Below are 16,058 nucleotides of genomic sequence, written 5' to 3'. Positions count from 1 at the left end.
GTATTCTTAAGCGATGAAAATCATTATTCTTGGTGCCGGTCAGGTCGGCGGCACGCTGGCAGAGAATCTGGTCGGCGAAAATAACGATATTACCGTTGTTGATACGGATTCAACCCGCCTTCGTCAGTTACAGGATAAATTCGATCTGCGTGTCGTTCAGGGCCATGGTTCTCATCCGCGTGTTTTGCGCGATGCCGGTGCCGAGGACGCTGACATGTTGGTTGCTGTCACTAATTCTGACGAAACCAATATGATTGCCTGTCAAATCGCCTATTCACTTTTCAATACGCCTAATCGTATTGCACGTATTCGTGCGGCTGATTATTTACGTGATGCGGAAAAATTATTTATTCCAGAAGCGGTGCCGATCGATCATCTGATTTCCCCTGAGCAATTAGTGATCGACAATATTTATCGCCTGATTCAATATCCTGGCGCACTTCAAGTGGTTAATTTTGCTGAAGGAAAAGTCAGCCTTGCCGTAGTAAAAGCCTATTATGGCGGCCCTTTGGTTGGCAATTCGCTTTCTATTCTGCGTGACCATATGCCGCATATTGATACGCGTGTTGCCGCGATTTTCCGTCAGGATCGCCCTATCCGTCCCCAGGGTTCCACTATTGTTGAAGCAGGTGATGAAGTTTTCTTCATTGCTGCCAGCCAAAATATTCGTGCCGTTATGAGCGAAATGCAGCGGCTGGAAAAGCCTTATAAACGCATTATGCTAGTGGGCGGTGGAAATATTGGCTTTGGCCTGGCACAAAAGCTTGAAAAAAATTACAGCGTCAAATTAATTGAACGTAATCCGCAGCGTGCCGCTGAGCTCGCTGAACAGCTTCAGGATACGATCGTTTTTTACGGAGATGCGTCAGATCAGGAATTACTGGCAGAAGAGCATGTTGATCAAGTCGACTTGTTTATTGCGGTAACCAATGATGATGATGCAAATATCATGTCAGCAATGCTGGCAAAAAAAATGGGTGCCAAGAAAGTTATGGTGCTCATTCAGCGCCGTGCTTACGTCGATTTGGTGCAAGGAAGCGTTATTGATATTGCTATATCTCCGCAGCAGGCGACCATTTCCGCTTTGCTTGGACATGTGCGTAAAGCCGATATTGTCGGTGTTTCTTCTTTACGCCGTGGCGTTGCAGAAGCAATCGAGGCCATTGCGCACGGTGACGAAACAACCTCACGCGTGGTGGGACGTCCAATTGATGATATTAAGTTACCACCCGGTACGATTATTGGGGCGGTTGTACGTGGAGATGACGTCATGATTGCAAATGATAATTTGCGTATCGAACAAGGCGATCATGTCATTATGTTTCTAACGGATAAGAAATTTGTTCCAGACGTTGAGCGTTTGTTTCAACCTAGCCCTTTCTTCCTTTAACGGCTGTCTGTCAGAGGTCATATCAAGATAATTCCGTTAAATTTATCGTGATAATGGCAAATACAGGAAGCTTTGTTAAACTTTAGGGCATTGGCCAGGCAAGGAGATAAGAATGAGTTTATTCAAAGAGTTTCGTGATTTTGCAATGCGTGGGAATGTTGTCGATCTTGCAGTGGGTGTCATTATTGGTGCTGCGTTTGGCAAAATAGTTTCATCATTAGTTGCCAACATTATTATGCCCCCTCTGGGTTTACTGATTGGTGGTGTCGATTTTAAATCATTCAGTTGGGTGCTTAAACCAGCAGAAGGAACAACGCCAGCAGTAGTAATGGAATATGGTGTTTTCATTCAGACTGTATTCGATTTTATCATCGTCGCCTTCGCGATTTTCATTGCGATTAAACTAATGAATAAATTGTATAAGAAAAAAGAAGTTGAAAAGCCAGCACCTAAACCAAGCAATGAAGAAGTATTGCTTACTGAAATTCGTGATTTGCTGAAACAGCAAAGCACCAATATCTAAAAAATAAGCCGCTCTATAGGAAGTGCGCTCTTTATTGAGACACATCAGGCGGTTATTTCCAGGCAGTAGAAGGCCAGAAATAAGACCCTTTCTTATTTCTGGCCTTTCATTTACTTCCTTCAATACTCCTCATTACGCTCAAATCTCGATTGCTCTTTTTAATTGCGCGTCTTATGCACAGTCGGAAAAGGGCCTCATAGAACTGGCTTCGATAGCGTTGTTTTGGTGGTTTTATGTTTCTTCTTAATCGCTCCATCTGTGGAGCGATATGGCCCCGTTAACTTATTTTCGTTGAAGCGGATTACATGGCGTAACCCACACCAGGCCAGGCAATTTACTTAACACAACGCATTCATTTCTTCTCAAAACGCTGGTGAAGTGCGGCACCGTAATCACTATGAAGAAAGTCGGTGCTCATTACCGCCTGACGAAGTCTACATTCCAGAAGTACTAACCGATTACGTTGTTCTGGAAAAGAGGGATCTTTTGGATCCAGCTGCTTAAGAAGATCATTGATCTCAATCGCCTCTCGACGCAGCTCTAACTCCGGTGGGAGAAAACCAGAATTTTTAAGTAGCCGATAGCCTGTCCTTAATTCGGAAGGAATATAGCTATCATCATCTAACTGCAAAGGCTTGCCTTCGCCGGGCAGATTACTTAATTCTCCTTTTTCCTGCGCGGCATGAATATGTTGCTCAGCAAGCTGGTCAATTAACCACATAAGCACCTCATAAACCGGTTAGATGATCAGCATAGTCAATACCCTAAATAGCAGGCAATAAAAAACCCGCCGAAGCGGGTTTTTTACGTTGCTACAGATTACTCTGCAGCAGCTTCTGCTTGAGCTTCTGGACGATCAACCAGCTCGATGTAAGCCATCGGTGCGTTGTCACCAGCGCGGAAGCCACACTTCAGAATACGAGTGTAACCACCTGCACGGCTCGCGAAGCGCGGGCCAAGTTCATTAAACAGTTTTGCCACGATCTCGTTATCACGAGTGCGGGCGAATGCCAGACGACGATTAGCTACGTTGTCGGTCTTGGCAAGAGTAATCAGCGGCTCAACTACGCGGCGCAACTCTTTGGCTTTCGGCAGAGTCGTCTTGATGATCTCATGACGAACCAAAGAGCCAGCCATGTTGCGAAACATAGCCTGACGATGGCTGCTGTTGCGGTTCAGTTGACGACCACTCTTACGATGGCGCATGACCTTATCCTTCTCAGTGAAACCTTAACCTGTGATCCGGTTATTCATCAGCAATGCTTGCCGGCGGCCAGTTCTCAAGGCGCATGCCTAAAGAAAGACCACGTGAGGCGAGCACATCTTTAATCTCGGTAAGAGATTTTTTACCCAGGTTAGGCGTTTTAAGCAGCTCAACCTCAGTACGCTGTACCAGATCACCGATGTAGTGGATAGCTTCTGCCTTAAGGCAGTTAGCAGAGCGGACAGTCAATTCCAAATCGTCAACTGGGCGCAGCAAGATCGGATCGAATTCTGGTTTTTCTTCTTTCACTTCTGGCTGACGTACATCACGTAAGTCAACAAAAGCTTCCAGTTGTTCTGCCAGAATGGTAGCCGCACGACGAATCGCCTCTTCAGGATCGATTGTACCATTGGTTTCCATTTCGATGACCAGCTTGTCCAGGTCGGTGCGCTGTTCTACACGCGCTGCTTCAACATTGTAGGCAATACGGTCTACAGGGCTATAGCAAGCGTCGACTAACAGACGTCCGATTGGGCGCTCATCTTCTTCCGAATGAATTCGGGCAGAAGCCGGCACATAACCACGACCACGCTGAACTTTGATACGCATGCTAATAGCCGCGTTTTCATCGGTCAGATGACAGATTACGTGCTGAGGCTTGACGATTTCAACATCACCATCATGGGTGATGTCGGCTGCAGTCACAGGGCCAATGCCAGATTTATTCAGGGTTAAGACAACTTCATCTTTGCCCTGAACTCTTACCGCCAGCCCTTTCAGGTTGAGCAGGATTTCCAGGATATCTTCCTGTACTCCCTCTTTGGTGCTGTACTCATGCAGTACACCATCAATTTCAACCTCGGTCACCGCGCAACCCGGCATGTAAGAAAGCAGAATACGGCGCAGTGCGTTACCAAGAGTATGGCCAAAGCCACGCTCTAACGGCTCAAGGGTCACCTTGGCGTGCGTCGAACTCACTTGCTCGATATCTACCAGGCGCGGTTTTAGAAACTCTGTCACAGAACCCTGCATTGTGTCCTCTCTTTGGTACTAAGCTTTACTTAGAGTAAAGCTCGACGATCAGGTGTTCGTTAATGTCCGCAGACAGATCAGTACGCTCAGGAATACGCTTGAACACACCTTCCATCTTAGTCGCATCAACTTCCAGCCAGGTTGGCTTTTCACGCTGCTCAGCCAGCTCCAGAGCGGCCTTCACGCGAGATTGCTTTTTGGCTTTCTCACGGATGCTAACGACATCATTCGGAGATACCTGATAAGAAGCGATGTTAACAACGCGGCCATTTACCAGAACAGACTTATGACTTACCAACTGACGCGCTTCTGCACGAGTGGCACCAAAGCCCATACGATAAACTACGTTGTCCAGACGGCCTTCCAGCAGAGCCAACAGGTTTTCACCAGTGTTGCCTTTCAGACGTGCTGCTTCTTTATAGTAATTACGGAACTGACGCTCAAGAACACCGTAGATGCGACGAACTTTTTGCTTTTCACGTAACTGGCCGCCGTAATCAGACAGACGCGGTTTACGCGCACCATGCTGACCAGGGGCTTGATCAATTTTACACTTGGAATCAATCGCGCGAACGCCAGACTTAAGGAATAAGTCCGTGCCCTCACGACGGCTCAGCTTGAGCTTAGGACCCAAATATCTTGCCATTTTCTTTCTCCAACTATCCTAAAAAAACGGGGCGTTATACGCGACGTTTTTTCGGCGGACGACAACCGTTATGAGGGATAGGAGTCACATCAGTAATATTAGTGATGCGGAAACCAGCGGCGTTCAGAGCACGAATTGTTGATTCGCGACCCGGACCCGGCCCCTTAACCATAACCTCCAGGTTCTTAATACCGTAATCTTTTACCGCTTCTGCACAGCGCTCTGCAGCAACCTGAGCAGCGAACGGGGTAGATTTACGTGAACCGCGGAAACCGGAACCACCGGCGGTTGCCCAACCCAATGCGTTACCCTGACGATCAGTAATAGTAACGATGGTGTTGTTAAAAGAAGCATGGACATGAGCCACGCCATCTGAGACTTGTTTTCTTACACGCTTGCGTGCACGAACTGGTGCCTTTGCCATTATTTACTCACCCCGATTATTTCTTGATCGGTTTACGCGGACCCTTACGGGTACGTGCGTTGGTCTTAGTACGCTGACCGCGAACTGGCAGACCACGACGATGGCGCAAACCACGATAGCAACCAAGGTCCATAAGACGCTTGATGCTCAGGGTGATTTCACGGCGCAGATCACCTTCTACAACGAATTTAGCAACTGCATCACGCAGCTGGTCAATTTGTTCTTCAGACAGCTCACTGATCTTAACATTTTCAGCAATACCCGTTGCAGCGCAGATAGCTTTAGAACGGGTTTTACCGATACCGAAGATCGAAGTTAATGCGATAACGGTATGTTTTTGATCAGGAATGTTAATGCCTGCTATACGGGCCACTATGCACTCCTATAATTAAACAAGTACGTCCCATGCTGAAAAGCCCGTTTTCAGGATACTCAAATGGCAACGTACTGACATACAAAAGATTGGCTGGCTAATCTAGCCAGCTCAACCCGACTTTGCAAGAAAAATATGTGACAATATCAGCCTTGGCGTTGTTTATGCTTAGGCTCGGCGCTGCAGATCACACGAACGACACCGTCGCGACGAATGATTTTGCAGTTACGACATAATTTCTTGACGGAAGCACGAACTTTCATTTTTACTCTCCGTAACTTCTCAACCACCTGAATTAACGGCCGTAGCCCTTCAGGTTAGCTTTCTTCAATGCAGACTCATACTGACTTGACATCATCAGAGTTTGCACTTGAGCCATAAAGTCCATGATGACGACCACTACGATGAGCAGTGACGTACCGCCAAAGTAGAAGGGGACCTTCATCGCATCACGCATGAACTCCGGGATAAGGCAGATAAACGTAATGTACAAGGCGCCGATTAAGGTCAAACGAGTCATTACTTTATCGATATACTTCGCCGTTTGCTCTCCCGGACGAATTCCCGGTACGAATGCACCAGACTTCTTCAGGTTATCTGCTGTTTCACGCGGGTTGAAAACCAACGCCGTATAGAAGAAACAGAAGAAGATGATTGCAGTCGCATAGAGTAGCACATAAAGCGGCTGTCCTGGCTGCAAATACAGCGAAATTGTTGTCAGCCAGTTCCAACCGGTCCCGTTCCCAAACCACGATGCAATCGTCGCCGGAAAAAGGATGATGCTGGAAGCAAAAATAGCTGGGATTACGCCCGCCATATTCACTTTCAACGGTAAATGTGTGCTCTGTGCAGCGTATACACGGCGACCTTGTTGACGTTTGGCATAGTTCACCACAATGCGGCGTTGACCACGCTCAACGAAAATAACAAAGAAGGTCACTGCAAATACAAGAACTGCAACCAACAGCAACAGAAGGAAGTGCAGGTCACCTTGCCGTGCTTGCTCGATGGTATGGCCAATGGCCGGCGGCAGACCCGCAACAATACCCGCGAAGATAATGATCGAAATACCGTTACCGATACCCCGCTCAGTAATCTGTTCGCCCAGCCACATCAGGAACATTGTCCCTGAGACCAGACTTACAACAGCGGTAAAATAGAAAGCAAAGCCTGGATTCATTACCAGGCCCTGCATTCCAGGCATATTCGGTAAACCGGTAGCAATACCAATCGACTGGAATATGGCTAATACCAACGTACCGTAACGGGTATACTGGCTAATCTTACGACGGCCAGCCTCCCCTTCCTTCTTAATTTCCGCTAACGCCGGATGAACCACCGTTAATAACTGGATAATAATCGATGCCGAAATATACGGCATGATTCCCAGCGCGAAAATAGAAGCACGGCTGAGAGCACCACCAGAGAACATGTTAAACATTTCAATAATGGTGCCACGCTGTTGCTCAAGCAGTTTGGCAAGTACAGTGGCATCAATACCAGGGATTGGAATAAAAGAGCCAATACGGAAGACAATCAGTGCACCGATGACAAACAATAGTCTGCGTTTCAGTTCACCAAAGCCACCTTTGGCACTTTGAAAATCTAACCCCGGTTGTTTAGCCATCTGCTACTTATTCCTCAATTTTACCGCCAGCAGCTTCGATTGCAGCACGAGCACCTTTGGTGACACGTAAACCGCGAACCGTTACCGGTGCAGAAACTTCGCCAGAAAGAATTACTTTTACGAATTCAATCTGTACACCGACGATGTTGGCTGCTTTCAGCGTGTTCAGGTCTACAATACCGCCTTCAACTTTCGCCAGATCAGACAGACGAACTTCTGTCGTGATCATTGCTTTGCGAGAGGTGAAACCGAATTTCGGCAGACGACGGTACAGAGGCATCTGACCACCTTCGAAACCGCGACGTACGCCACCGCCAGAACGAGACTTCTGACCTTTGTGACCACGACCACCGGTTTTACCGAGGCCAGAACCAATACCACGACCCAAACGCTTAGGTGCGTGTTTAGACCCTTCGGCCGGAGACAGAGTATTTAAACGCATCTCTTACTCCTCCACTTTAACCATATAGGAAACCGCGTTAACCATACCGCGTACAGCAGGCGTATCTTCACGCTCAACGGTATGGCCAATACGACGCAGACCCAGGCCAACCAGAGTGGCTTTATGCTTAGGCAAACGGCCAATTGCACTGCGGGTTTGAGTGATTTTAATAGTGTTAGCCATCGTGATTACCCCAGAATTTCTTCAACGGATTTACCACGCTTGGCAGCGACCATTTCTGGAGAATTCATATTGCCCAGGCCATCAATAGTTGCACGAACCACGTTAATCGGGTTGGTAGAACCGTATGCTTTAGCCAGAACGTTATGAACTCCAGCGACTTCCAGGACGGCGCGCATTGCACCACCGGCGATGATACCGGTACCTTCAGAAGCCGGCTGCATGAACACGCGGGAACCCGTATGCGCACCTTTAACAGGGTGCTGCAGAGTACCGTTGGTCAGCGCGACGTTAATCATATTGCGACGGGCTTTCTCCATCGCTTTCTGGATCGCTGCTGGAACTTCACGCGCTTTACCGTAACCAAAACCAACGCGGCCATTACCATCACCCACTACAGTCAGTGCGGTGAAGGAGAAAATACGACCACCTTTTACAGTTTTAGAAACACGATTTACCGCGATCAATTTTTCCTGCAGTTCGCCAGCTTGTTTCTCGATGTGTGCCATCTTAGACCTCTACCTTAGAACTGAAGGCCAGCTTCACGGGCAGCATCTGCCAGTGCCTGGACGCGACCATGATATTGGAAACCGGAACGGTCGAAAGAAACACCAGTGATGCCTTTTTCGATTGCGCGTTCTGCAATAGCTTTACCTACAGCAGCTGCGGCTTCTTTATTACCGGTAAACTTCAGTTGTTCAGTGATAGCTTTTTCTACAGTAGAAGCAGCGACCAGAACTTCGGAACCGTTCGGGGCGATTACCTGTGCGTAAATGTGACGCGGGGTACGATGTACCACCAGGCGAGTAGCACCCAGCTCTTTGAGCTTGCGACGTGCACGGGTCGCACGACGGATACGAGCAGATTTCTTATCCATAGTGTTACCTTACTTCTTCTTAGCCTCTTTGGTACGCACGACTTCGTCGGCGTAACGGACACCCTTGCCTTTGTAAGGCTCAGGACGACGGTAGGCGCGCAAGTTCGCTGCAACCTGGCCGATCAGCTGTTTATCCGCACCTTTCAGTACGATTTCAGTCTGAGTCGGACACTCTGCAGTAATACCCGCGGGCAGCTGGTGATCTACTGGATGAGAAAAGCCCAGTGACAGGTTAACCACGTTGCCTTTGATAGCAGCACGATAACCAACACCAACCAGCTGCAGCTTCTTAGTGAAGCCTTCGGTAACACCGATAACCATTGCGTTCAGCAGCGCGCGCGACGTACCCGCCTGCGCCCAGCCATCAACGAAACCTTCGCGAGGAGCAAAAGTCAGAGCGTTGTCAGCATGCTTAACTTCAACAGCATCATTGATAGTACGAGTCAGCTCGCCGTTTTTACCTTTAATCGAAATTACCTGACCGTTGAGTTTTACCTCTACGCCGGCAGGAACAACGACAGGTGCTTTAGCAACACGAGACATAGTATCCTCCGATTACGCTACGTAGCAGATAATTTCGCCACCAAGACCTGCCTGGCGCGCTGCACGATCAGTCATGACACCTTTAGATGTAGAAACTACAGCGATGCCCATACCAGCCATTACCTTTGGCAGCTCATCTTTTTTCTTATAGATGCGCAGGCCAGGACGGCTTACTCGCTGAATACTTTCTACAACAGCTTTGCCCTGGAAATACTTAAGGGTAAGTTCCAGTTCTGGCTTGATGTCGCCTTCGATTTTGAAATCTTCAATATAGCCTTCTTCTTTCAGCACGTTGGCAATTGCCAATTTCAGCTTGGAGGAAGGCATGATGACCGCAACTTTGTTTGCGGCCTGACCGTTACGGATACGGGTCAGCATATCCGCGATCGGATCTTGCATGCTCATCTGTGTTACTCCCGTGATTCAATTGGTGACAATTACCAGCTAGCCTTTTTAAGACCCGGAATTTCACCGCGCATTGCGGCTTCACGGACCTTGATACGGCTCAACCCAAACTTCCGCAGGAAACCGTGCGGACGACCTGTTTGACGACAGCGGTTACGCTGACGTGAAGGGCTGGAATCACGCGGCAGACTCTGCAGCTTAAGAACAGCATCCCAACGATCTTCGTCGGAAGCGTTCACATCAGAAATGATCGCTTTCAGTTCAGCGCGCTTTGCGAAGAATTTGTCTGCTAATTTCACACGCTTAACTTCGCGTGCTTTCATAGATTGCTTAGCCATTAAGTAACCCTACCTTACTTACGGAACGGGAAGTCAAAGGCAGCCAGCAGAGCACGGCCTTCATCATCAGATTTCGCAGTAGTGGTAATGGTAATATCCAAACCACGAACGCGATCGACTTTGTCATAGTCGATTTCTGGGAAGATGATCTGCTCACGTACACCCATGCTGTAGTTGCCACGACCATCGAATGACTTAGCGGACAAGCCACGGAAGTCACGGATACGCGGTACAGCAATAGTGATCAGACGCTCAAAGAACTCCCACATGCGCTCGCCACGCAGAGTTACTTTACAGCCGATCGGATAGCCCTGACGGATTTTGAAGCCTGCAACTGATTTGCGTGCTTTGGTGACTAACGGCTTTTGACCGGAGATTGCTGCCAGGTCAGCTGCTGCGTTATCCAGCAGTTTCTTGTCAGCGATCGCTTCACCTACACCCATGTTCAGGGTGATCTTCTCGACCCGAGGGACTTGCATGACAGAATTGTAGCCAAACTCTGTCATGAGTTTCTGGACTACTTCGTCTTTGTAGTAATCATGCAGTTTCGCCATCGTACTACTCCAAATTACTTGATAGTTTCGCTATTAGACTTGAAGAAACGGACTTTTTTACCGTCTTCGAATCTAAAGCCTACACGGTCAGCCTTACCAGTTGCCGTATTGAAGAGCGCAATGTTAGAAACCTGAATTGCAGCTTCTTTTTCAACGATGCCGCCTGGTTGGTTCAGAGCCGGAACCGGCTTCTGATGTTTCTTCACCAGGTTGATACCTTCAACAATGACCTTACCAGAAGACAGGACATTCTTAACTTTACCGCGCTTACCTTTATCTTTACCGGTTAACACGATAACTTCGTCGTTACGACGGATTTTAGCTGCCATTGTTCGCTCCTTAGAGTACTTCTGGTGCCAGAGAGATAATTTTCATGAACTTTTCAGTACGAAGTTCACGAGTTACCGGCCCAAAAATACGCGTACCGATAGGCTGCTCACTATTATTATTTAAAATAACGCATGCATTACCATCGAAGCGAATGACAGAACCGTCCGGGCGACGAACACCCTTCCTGGTGCGCACCACTACCGCCTTCAGGACATCACCTTTTTTCACCTTACCACGCGGAATTGCTTCCTTGATGGTAACTTTGATGATATCGCCGACGCCTGCGTAGCGACGGTGCGAGCCACCCAGAACCTTGATACACATTACGCGACGTGCACCGGAGTTGTCGGCGACGTTCAGCATAGTCTGTTCTTGGATCATTTTAGTGCTCCGCTAATGTCAACTACTACTTCGGGACCTAAACCTCAGGTCGTTAGAAAGCCCCATAATTGAGGGCGCGGCATTATAACACCGGTTCTCGCACATGGGTAGAAAAAATGAACGGCTCTTGCGAGCCGTTCATTCAATTTTTAAAGAGAGCAAATTCTATTACAGAATCGCTTTCTCTACAACGCGAACCAGCGTCCAGGATTTAGTCTTGGATAGTGGACGGCATTCGCGGATTTCAACCACGTCGCCAATACCGCATTCGTTGTTCTCGTCATGGATGTGCAGCTTAGTCGTACGCTTAATGAATTTACCGTAGATCGGGTGCTTCACGAAACGTTCGATAGCAACAACTGCAGATTTCTGCATTTTGTCACTAACAACACGACCTTGCAGAGTACGGATTTTATCGGTCATTACGAACCCGCCTTCTCAGTCAGTAAAGTCTTAACGCGTGCAACATCACGGCGCACTTGCTTCAACAGATGGGTCTGCTGCAGCTGGCCAGATGCTGCCTGCATGCGCAGGTTAAATTGCTCACGCAGCAGATTAAGTAGCTCAGTGTTCAGCTCTTCAACGCTTTTTTCACGCAGCTCAGTTGCTTTCATTACATCACCGTCTTAGTTACAAAGGTGGTTTTGATAGGCAGTTTTGCTGCTGCCAGCTTGAATGCTTCACGGGCCAGCTCTTCTGGTACGCCATCCATTTCATACAGGACTTTACCAGGCTGGATCAGGGCAACCCAATACTCTACGTTACCCTTACCTTTACCCATACGCACTTCCAGCGGCTTCTCGGTGATCGGTTTGTCCGGGAATACACGGATCCAGATCTTACCTTGACGCTTAACTGCACGGGTCATAGCACGACGTGCTGCTTCGATCTGACGAGCAGTCAGACGACCACGGCCAACAGCTTTCAGACCGAAAGTACCGAAGCTGACATCCGTACCGGCAGCCAGACCGCGGTTACGGCCTTTATGCACTTTACGGAATTTCGTACGCTTTGGTTGTAACATCAGCGACTCTCCTTACTTACGGCCTTTACGCTGCTGCTTTTTAGGTTGAGCAGCCGGTTCCGGTTGTTCAACAGCAGCCATACCACCCAGGATCTCACCTTTGAAGATCCATACCTTAACGCCGATTACACCATAAGTGGTGTGCGCTTCTGAGGTATTGTAATCAATGTCAGCACGCAGGGTGTGCAATGGCACGCGACCTTCACGATACCATTCGGTACGTGCGATCTCGGCACCGCCCAGACGGCCGCTAACTTCAACTTTGATACCTTTCGCGCCCAGACGCATGGCGTTCTGAACAGCACGCTTCATCGCACGACGGAACATCACACGACGCTCCAGCTGTGAAGTGATGCTATCAGCTACCAGTTTCGCGTCCAGTTCCGGTTTACGGACTTCGGCGATGTTAATCTGTGCAGGAACGCCAGCGATGTTCGCGACGACCATGCGCAGTTTTTCAACGTCTTCACCTTTTTTACCGATAACGATGCCCGGACGAGCGGTGTGAATGGTCACACGGATGCTCTTCGCTGGACGCTCGATAACGATACGAGATACAGACGCTTTAGCCAGTTCTTTAGTCAGGAACTGACGTACTTTAAAGTCGCTGTCCAGGTTGTCAGCGAATTCTTTGGTGTTCGCAAACCAGGTAGAGTTCCATGGTTTTACAATACCCAGGCGAATACCATTAGGATGTACTTTCTGACCCATTGCTAGTCTCCAGAGTCTCAGCGATCGGACACAACCACAGTGATGTGGCTGGTGCGCTTCAGGATGCGATCTGCACGACCTTTGGCACGCGGCATAATGCGTTTCATGGTCGGACCTTCATCAACGAAAATTTTCGTGATTTTCAGATCGTCGATATCAGCGCCATCGTTGTGTTCAGCGTTAGCAATGGCAGATTCCAGGACTTTCTTGACCAGTACAGCCGCTTTCTTATTGGTGTAGGTCAAAATGTCCAGAGCCTGCGATACTTTCTTACCGCGAATCAGGTCAGCCACCAGGCGAACCTTCTGAGCAGAAGAACGAGCATGGCGATGTTGAGCAATAGTTTCCATCTCTTCCTCCTACTTATTTCTTCTTGGCTTTTTTATCAGCCGCGTGACCGCGATAAGTACGTGTCGGCGCGAATTCACCTAGTTTGTGACCAACCATTTCGTCGGAAACAAAAACAGGAACGTGCTGACGACCATTATGGACAGCGATGGTCAAACCGATCATGTTAGGAAAGATCGTTGAACGACGGGACCAAGTGCGCAAAGGCTTCTTGTCACCGCTTTCCACCGCTTTCTCTACCTTCTTCAGCAAGTGCAGGTCAATAAAAGGACCTTTCTTGAGAGAACGTGGCATGGCTTATCCTCTAATATTATTTGCTACGGCGACGTACGATAAATTTATTGGTACGCTTGTTGCTACGGGTCTTCTTACCTTTGGTCTGAACGCCCCATGGAGTGACAGGGTGCTTACCAAAGTTACGACCTTCACCACCACCGTGCGGGTGATCAACGGGGTTCATCGCAGTACCACGAACGGTCGGACGAACACCACGCCAACGGGTTGCACCGGCTTTACCCAGAACGCGCAGCATATGCTCAGCGTTACCGACTTCGCCCAGCGTTGCGCGGCAGTCAGATTCGACTTTACGCATTTCACCTGAACGCAGACGCAAGGTTACGTAGGAACCTTCACGCGCAACGATCTGCACGTAAGCACCAGCAGAGCGAGCAATCTGTCCGCCTTTGCCTGGTTTCATTTCTACGTTATGAACGGTAGAACCTACTGGGATGTTACGCATCGGCAGAGTGTTACCTGCTTTGATCGCAGCATCAACGCCAGATTGAATCTGGTCGCCAGCTTTCAGGCCTTTAGGGGCCAGGATATAACGGCGTTCGCCGTCCTTGTACAGAACCAGTGCGATATTCGCAGAGCGGTTCGGATCGTACTCAAGACGTTCAACAACTGCCGGGATACCATCTTTGTTGCGTTTGAAGTCAACCAGACGGTAAGCCTGCTTATGACCACCACCGATGTGACGGGTAGTGATACGACCGTTGTTGTTGCGGCCACCGGATTTGCTGTTTTTTTCCAGCAACGGGGCAAACGGCTTGCCCTTGTGCAGCTCTGGGTTCACCACTTTAACTACGTGACGACGACCCGGAGATGTCGGTTTACATTTAACAACTGCCATTGTCTTTCTCCTCCGACTTACTCAGCGCCGCCGACGAAGTCCAGATTCTGGCCTTCTTTCAGGGTGACGTAAGCTTTTTTCCAGTCGCTACGACGACCGATACGCTGTCCGTGACGCTTAACTTTACCCTTAACAACCAAGGTGTTTACGTCTTTAACTTCTACTTCGAACAGTTTCTCAACAGCAGCAACGATCTCTGCTTTAGTCGCGTCATTAGCTACTTTGAGTACGATGGTATTGGTTTTTTCCATCGCGCTAGATGCCTTTTCAGATACGTGCGGCGCGCGCAGTATTTTCAGCAGACGTTCTTCACGGATCATGCCAGCATCTCCTCAACTTGCTTAACTGCATCAGCAGTCATAACGACTTTGTCGAAGGCGATCAGGCTAACTGGGTCGATACCCGCTGCATCACGCACGTCTACCTTGTACAGGTTACGCGCAGCCAGGAACAGATTCTCATCCAGTTCACCGGTAATGATCAGCACGTCTTCCAGCGCCATGTCTTTCAGTTTCTGTACCAGCAGCTTGGTTTTTGGTGCTTCTACAGCAAATGATTCGACAACGATCAGACGATCTTGACGTACCAGTTCGGACAGGATGCTTTTCAGCGCGCCGCGGTACATCTTTTTGTTAACTTTTTGACTGTGGTCTTGTGGCTTCGCAGCGAAGGTCACGCCACCTGAACGCCAGATCGGGCTCTTAACAGAACCTGAACGCGCACGGCCGGTGCCTTTCTGACGCCAGGGCTTTTTGCCTGAACCGGTTACTTCAGCGCGAGTTTTCTGCGCACGAGTACCCTGGCGGGCGCCTGATGCGTAAGCAACAACAACCTGGTGAACCAGCGCTTCGTTGAAATCACGACCGAAGGTAGTTTCGGAAACAGTCAGCGCGCTCTGCGCGTCTTTCAATACTAATTCCATTGCTATCCCCTTACGCCTTCACAGCTGGTTTAACAATCAGGTCGCTACCGGTTGCACCGGGAACTGCACCTTTAACCAGCAGCAGGTTGCGCTCAGCGTCAACACGTACTACATCCAGGCTCTGAACGGTTACGCGCTCATTACCCAGCTGACCTGCCATCTTCTTGCCTTTAAACACTTTGCCCGGAGTCTGGTTCTGACCAATAGAACCCGGTACGCGGTGAGACAAGGAGTTACCGTGTGTCGCGTCCTGGGTACGGAAGTTCCAGCGCTTAACGGTACCAGCGAAACCTTTACCTTTAGAGGTGCCAGTTACGTCAACTTTTTTAACTTCAGCGAAAATCTCAACGCTGATGCTCTGACCCACAGAATATTCTTCACCTTCAACAGTGCGGAATTCCCACAGACCACGGCCAGCTTCAACGCCAGCTTTAGCAAAATGACCAGCTTCAGGCTTGCTCACACGGTTTGCTTTTTTAGCACCGGTGGTAACCTGAATTGCCTGGTAACCATCGTTCTGCAGGCCTTTGACCTGAGTCACGCGGTTCGCTTCAACTTCGATTACGGTGACGGGGATAGATACGCCATCTTCAGTGAAGATACGGGTCATGCCCACTTTTTTACCGACTAAACCAATCATTGTTTCAACCTC

30 protein-coding genes are annotated in these 16,058 nt (G+C 48.9%); 2 read left to right on the top strand and 28 right to left on the bottom strand.

Annotated elements, in window-relative coordinates:
- Positions 1-13 precede the first annotated feature (13 nt).
- Both trkA and mscL read left to right on the top strand, forming a co-directional pair.
- A complete protein-coding gene (gene trkA / locus H2P46_RS14280) occupies positions 14-1,390 on the top strand; it encodes a Trk system potassium transporter TrkA (RefSeq protein ID WP_193405656.1) in 1,377 nt (458 codons plus the stop codon).
- A 112-nt stretch (positions 1,391-1,502) separates the two neighbouring features.
- The gene (gene mscL / locus H2P46_RS14275) at positions 1,503-1,913 is read left to right on the top strand and encodes a large-conductance mechanosensitive channel protein MscL (RefSeq protein ID WP_193405655.1); all 411 of its coding nucleotides are present in this window, start codon (positions 1,503-1,505) and stop codon (positions 1,911-1,913) included.
- Between the two features lie 352 nt (positions 1,914-2,265).
- Here mscL and H2P46_RS14270 read toward each other — a convergent pair whose 3' ends face one another.
- The 28 genes from H2P46_RS14270 to rplC all read right to left on the bottom strand — a co-directional run bounded on the left by H2P46_RS14270 (position 2,266) and on the right by rplC (position 16,046).
- Positions 2,266-2,634, bottom strand: coding sequence for a DnaJ family domain-containing protein (locus H2P46_RS14270; protein ID WP_193405654.1), 369 nt, complete (start codon positions 2,632-2,634; stop codon positions 2,266-2,268).
- A gap of 98 nt (positions 2,635-2,732) precedes the next feature.
- Positions 2,733-3,119, bottom strand: a complete 387-nt coding sequence (gene rplQ, locus H2P46_RS14265; RefSeq protein ID WP_009087575.1) for a 50S ribosomal protein L17 — start codon at positions 3,117-3,119, stop codon at positions 2,733-2,735.
- A gap of 40 nt (positions 3,120-3,159) precedes the next feature.
- Positions 3,160-4,149 carry a DNA-directed RNA polymerase subunit alpha gene (locus H2P46_RS14260; RefSeq protein ID WP_193405653.1) on the bottom strand — a complete coding sequence of 330 codons (990 nt, stop codon included), beginning with the start codon at positions 4,147-4,149 and terminating at the stop codon, positions 3,160-3,162.
- A 25-nt stretch (positions 4,150-4,174) separates the two neighbouring features.
- Positions 4,175-4,795, bottom strand: a complete 621-nt coding sequence (gene rpsD, locus H2P46_RS14255; RefSeq protein ID WP_193405652.1) for a 30S ribosomal protein S4 — start codon at positions 4,793-4,795, stop codon at positions 4,175-4,177.
- A gap of 34 nt (positions 4,796-4,829) precedes the next feature.
- The gene (gene rpsK, locus H2P46_RS14250; RefSeq protein ID WP_004160563.1) at positions 4,830-5,219 is read right to left on the bottom strand and encodes a 30S ribosomal protein S11; all 390 of its coding nucleotides are present in this window, start codon (positions 5,217-5,219) and stop codon (positions 4,830-4,832) included.
- Positions 5,220-5,235: 16 nt separating this feature from the next.
- The gene (gene rpsM, locus H2P46_RS14245) at positions 5,236-5,592 is read right to left on the bottom strand and encodes a 30S ribosomal protein S13 (protein WP_193405651.1); all 357 of its coding nucleotides are present in this window, start codon (positions 5,590-5,592) and stop codon (positions 5,236-5,238) included.
- Positions 5,593-5,738: 146 nt separating this feature from the next.
- Positions 5,739-5,855: a 50S ribosomal protein L36 gene (gene rpmJ, locus H2P46_RS14240; protein ID WP_004160566.1), complete on the bottom strand. Its 117-nt coding sequence runs from the start codon at positions 5,853-5,855 to the stop codon at positions 5,739-5,741.
- A 32-nt stretch (positions 5,856-5,887) separates the two neighbouring features.
- Entirely contained in the window at positions 5,888-7,219 is a 1,332-nt protein-coding gene (gene secY, locus H2P46_RS14235) for a preprotein translocase subunit SecY (protein ID WP_193405650.1), read from the bottom strand.
- A 7-nt stretch (positions 7,220-7,226) separates the two neighbouring features.
- Complete coding sequence (gene rplO, locus H2P46_RS14230; RefSeq protein ID WP_193405649.1) at positions 7,227-7,661, bottom strand: 50S ribosomal protein L15; 435 nt, start codon at positions 7,659-7,661, stop codon at positions 7,227-7,229.
- A gap of 3 nt (positions 7,662-7,664) precedes the next feature.
- Complete coding sequence (gene rpmD / locus H2P46_RS14225) at positions 7,665-7,844, bottom strand: 50S ribosomal protein L30 (RefSeq protein WP_193405648.1); 180 nt, start codon at positions 7,842-7,844, stop codon at positions 7,665-7,667.
- A 5-nt stretch (positions 7,845-7,849) separates the two neighbouring features.
- Positions 7,850-8,350: a 30S ribosomal protein S5 gene (gene rpsE / locus H2P46_RS14220; protein ID WP_193405647.1), complete on the bottom strand. Its 501-nt coding sequence runs from the start codon at positions 8,348-8,350 to the stop codon at positions 7,850-7,852.
- Between the two features lie 14 nt (positions 8,351-8,364).
- The gene (gene rplR / locus H2P46_RS14215) at positions 8,365-8,718 is read right to left on the bottom strand and encodes a 50S ribosomal protein L18 (protein ID WP_013027463.1); all 354 of its coding nucleotides are present in this window, start codon (positions 8,716-8,718) and stop codon (positions 8,365-8,367) included.
- 9 nt (positions 8,719-8,727) lie between these two features.
- Positions 8,728-9,261 (bottom strand): 50S ribosomal protein L6, encoded by a 534-nt coding sequence (gene rplF, locus H2P46_RS14210; RefSeq protein WP_193405646.1) that lies wholly within the window; start codon positions 9,259-9,261, stop codon positions 8,728-8,730.
- Positions 9,262-9,273: 12 nt separating this feature from the next.
- Complete coding sequence (gene rpsH / locus H2P46_RS14205) at positions 9,274-9,666, bottom strand: 30S ribosomal protein S8 (protein WP_193405645.1); 393 nt, start codon at positions 9,664-9,666, stop codon at positions 9,274-9,276.
- A 32-nt stretch (positions 9,667-9,698) separates the two neighbouring features.
- Entirely contained in the window at positions 9,699-10,004 is a 306-nt protein-coding gene (rpsN, locus tag H2P46_RS14200) for a 30S ribosomal protein S14 (RefSeq protein ID WP_006120592.1), read from the bottom strand.
- Positions 10,005-10,018: 14 nt separating this feature from the next.
- Positions 10,019-10,558 carry a 50S ribosomal protein L5 gene (gene rplE, locus H2P46_RS14195; RefSeq protein ID WP_031376676.1) on the bottom strand — a complete coding sequence of 180 codons (540 nt, stop codon included), beginning with the start codon at positions 10,556-10,558 and terminating at the stop codon, positions 10,019-10,021.
- A 14-nt stretch (positions 10,559-10,572) separates the two neighbouring features.
- Positions 10,573-10,887, bottom strand: coding sequence for a 50S ribosomal protein L24 (gene rplX / locus H2P46_RS14190; protein WP_193405644.1), 315 nt, complete (start codon positions 10,885-10,887; stop codon positions 10,573-10,575).
- 10 nt (positions 10,888-10,897) lie between these two features.
- Positions 10,898-11,269, bottom strand: coding sequence for a 50S ribosomal protein L14 (gene rplN / locus H2P46_RS14185; protein ID WP_006120590.1), 372 nt, complete (start codon positions 11,267-11,269; stop codon positions 10,898-10,900).
- A 168-nt stretch (positions 11,270-11,437) separates the two neighbouring features.
- Positions 11,438-11,692: a 30S ribosomal protein S17 gene (gene rpsQ / locus H2P46_RS14180; RefSeq protein WP_006120589.1), complete on the bottom strand. Its 255-nt coding sequence runs from the start codon at positions 11,690-11,692 to the stop codon at positions 11,438-11,440.
- Positions 11,692-11,883, bottom strand: a complete 192-nt coding sequence (gene rpmC / locus H2P46_RS14175; protein WP_003850146.1) for a 50S ribosomal protein L29 — start codon at positions 11,881-11,883, stop codon at positions 11,692-11,694. Before rpmC ends, rpsQ begins: the two co-directional genes overlap by 1 nt.
- Positions 11,883-12,293, bottom strand: coding sequence for a 50S ribosomal protein L16 (rplP, locus tag H2P46_RS14170; RefSeq protein ID WP_008927134.1), 411 nt, complete (start codon positions 12,291-12,293; stop codon positions 11,883-11,885). The genes rpmC and rplP overlap by 1 nt, the downstream gene beginning before the upstream one ends.
- 12 nt (positions 12,294-12,305) lie before the next feature.
- The gene (gene rpsC / locus H2P46_RS14165; protein ID WP_193405643.1) at positions 12,306-13,004 is read right to left on the bottom strand and encodes a 30S ribosomal protein S3; all 699 of its coding nucleotides are present in this window, start codon (positions 13,002-13,004) and stop codon (positions 12,306-12,308) included.
- 17 nt (positions 13,005-13,021) lie between these two features.
- Positions 13,022-13,354 (bottom strand): 50S ribosomal protein L22, encoded by a 333-nt coding sequence (gene rplV, locus H2P46_RS14160; RefSeq protein ID WP_046289651.1) that lies wholly within the window; start codon positions 13,352-13,354, stop codon positions 13,022-13,024.
- 13 nt (positions 13,355-13,367) lie between these two features.
- Positions 13,368-13,646, bottom strand: coding sequence for a 30S ribosomal protein S19 (gene rpsS, locus H2P46_RS14155; protein WP_001138115.1), 279 nt, complete (start codon positions 13,644-13,646; stop codon positions 13,368-13,370).
- Between the two features lie 16 nt (positions 13,647-13,662).
- Positions 13,663-14,484: a 50S ribosomal protein L2 gene (gene rplB / locus H2P46_RS14150; RefSeq protein ID WP_193405642.1), complete on the bottom strand. Its 822-nt coding sequence runs from the start codon at positions 14,482-14,484 to the stop codon at positions 13,663-13,665.
- Between the two features lie 17 nt (positions 14,485-14,501).
- Entirely contained in the window at positions 14,502-14,804 is a 303-nt protein-coding gene (rplW, locus tag H2P46_RS14145; protein ID WP_193405641.1) for a 50S ribosomal protein L23, read from the bottom strand.
- Entirely contained in the window at positions 14,801-15,406 is a 606-nt protein-coding gene (gene rplD, locus H2P46_RS14140) for a 50S ribosomal protein L4 (protein ID WP_193405640.1), read from the bottom strand. Before rplD ends, rplW begins: the two co-directional genes overlap by 4 nt.
- 10 nt (positions 15,407-15,416) lie before the next feature.
- The gene (rplC, locus tag H2P46_RS14135) at positions 15,417-16,046 is read right to left on the bottom strand and encodes a 50S ribosomal protein L3 (protein WP_193405639.1); all 630 of its coding nucleotides are present in this window, start codon (positions 16,044-16,046) and stop codon (positions 15,417-15,419) included.
- Between the last annotated feature and the right edge of the window lie 12 nt (positions 16,047-16,058).

This window comes from Mixta mediterraneensis, assembly GCF_014946725.1.
GTDB classification, from domain to species: domain Bacteria; phylum Pseudomonadota; class Gammaproteobacteria; order Enterobacterales; family Enterobacteriaceae; genus Pantoea; species Pantoea mediterraneensis.
This window is presented reverse-complemented; position numbering and strand designations above follow the sequence as displayed.

Excerpts from the sequence above, each read along its gene's own strand:
- rplD (WP_193405640.1), bottom strand. The coding sequence starts at position 15,406 with ATGGAATTAGTATTGAAAGACGCGCAGAGCGCGCTGACTGTTTCCGAA.
- rplW (WP_193405641.1), bottom strand. The coding sequence starts at position 14,804 with ATGATCCGTGAAGAACGTCTGCTGAAAATACTGCGCGCGCCGCACGTA.
- rplP (WP_008927134.1), bottom strand. The coding sequence starts at position 12,293 with ATGTTACAACCAAAGCGTACGAAATTCCGTAAAGTGCATAAAGGCCGT.
- rpsC (WP_193405643.1), bottom strand. The coding sequence starts at position 13,004 with ATGGGTCAGAAAGTACATCCTAATGGTATTCGCCTGGGTATTGTAAAA.
- rpsH (WP_193405645.1), bottom strand. The coding sequence starts at position 9,666 with ATGAGCATGCAAGATCCGATCGCGGATATGCTGACCCGTATCCGTAAC.
- rplO (WP_193405649.1), bottom strand. The coding sequence starts at position 7,661 with ATGCGTTTAAATACTCTGTCTCCGGCCGAAGGGTCTAAACACGCACCT.
- rplV (WP_046289651.1), bottom strand. The coding sequence starts at position 13,354 with ATGGAAACTATTGCTCAACATCGCCATGCTCGTTCTTCTGCTCAGAAG.
- rpsQ (WP_006120589.1), bottom strand. The coding sequence starts at position 11,692 with ATGACCGATAAAATCCGTACTCTGCAAGGTCGTGTTGTTAGTGACAAA.
- rplB (WP_193405642.1), bottom strand. The coding sequence starts at position 14,484 with ATGGCAGTTGTTAAATGTAAACCGACATCTCCGGGTCGTCGTCACGTA.
- H2P46_RS14260 (WP_193405653.1), bottom strand. The coding sequence starts at position 4,149 with ATGCAGGGTTCTGTGACAGAGTTTCTAAAACCGCGCCTGGTAGATATC.
- rplF (WP_193405646.1), bottom strand. The coding sequence starts at position 9,261 with ATGTCTCGTGTTGCTAAAGCACCTGTCGTTGTTCCTGCCGGCGTAGAG.
- rpmJ (WP_004160566.1), bottom strand. The coding sequence starts at position 5,855 with ATGAAAGTTCGTGCTTCCGTCAAGAAATTATGTCGTAACTGCAAAATC.
- rpmD (WP_193405648.1), bottom strand. The coding sequence starts at position 7,844 with ATGGCTAACACTATTAAAATCACTCAAACCCGCAGTGCAATTGGCCGT.
- rpmC (WP_003850146.1), bottom strand. The coding sequence starts at position 11,883 with ATGAAAGCAACTGAGCTGCGTGAAAAAAGCGTTGAAGAGCTGAACACT.
- H2P46_RS14270 (WP_193405654.1), bottom strand. The coding sequence starts at position 2,634 with ATGTGGTTAATTGACCAGCTTGCTGAGCAACATATTCATGCCGCGCAG.
- rplX (WP_193405644.1), bottom strand. The coding sequence starts at position 10,887 with ATGGCAGCTAAAATCCGTCGTAACGACGAAGTTATCGTGTTAACCGGT.
- rplQ (WP_009087575.1), bottom strand. The coding sequence starts at position 3,119 with ATGCGCCATCGTAAGAGTGGTCGTCAACTGAACCGCAACAGCAGCCAT.
- rplR (WP_013027463.1), bottom strand. The coding sequence starts at position 8,718 with ATGGATAAGAAATCTGCTCGTATCCGTCGTGCGACCCGTGCACGTCGC.
- mscL (WP_193405655.1), top strand. The coding sequence starts at position 1,503 with ATGAGTTTATTCAAAGAGTTTCGTGATTTTGCAATGCGTGGGAATGTT.
- rpsE (WP_193405647.1), bottom strand. The coding sequence starts at position 8,350 with ATGGCACACATCGAGAAACAAGCTGGCGAACTGCAGGAAAAATTGATC.
- secY (WP_193405650.1), bottom strand. The coding sequence starts at position 7,219 with ATGGCTAAACAACCGGGGTTAGATTTTCAAAGTGCCAAAGGTGGCTTT.
- rpsK (WP_004160563.1), bottom strand. The coding sequence starts at position 5,219 with ATGGCAAAGGCACCAGTTCGTGCACGCAAGCGTGTAAGAAAACAAGTC.
- trkA (WP_193405656.1), top strand. The coding sequence starts at position 14 with ATGAAAATCATTATTCTTGGTGCCGGTCAGGTCGGCGGCACGCTGGCA.
- rpsN (WP_006120592.1), bottom strand. The coding sequence starts at position 10,004 with ATGGCTAAGCAATCTATGAAAGCACGCGAAGTTAAGCGTGTGAAATTA.
- rpsD (WP_193405652.1), bottom strand. The coding sequence starts at position 4,795 with ATGGCAAGATATTTGGGTCCTAAGCTCAAGCTGAGCCGTCGTGAGGGC.
- rplC (WP_193405639.1), bottom strand. The coding sequence starts at position 16,046 with ATGATTGGTTTAGTCGGTAAAAAAGTGGGCATGACCCGTATCTTCACT.
- rplN (WP_006120590.1), bottom strand. The coding sequence starts at position 11,269 with ATGATCCAAGAACAGACTATGCTGAACGTCGCCGACAACTCCGGTGCA.
- rplE (WP_031376676.1), bottom strand. The coding sequence starts at position 10,558 with ATGGCGAAACTGCATGATTACTACAAAGACGAAGTAGTCCAGAAACTC.
- rpsS (WP_001138115.1), bottom strand. The coding sequence starts at position 13,646 with ATGCCACGTTCTCTCAAGAAAGGTCCTTTTATTGACCTGCACTTGCTG.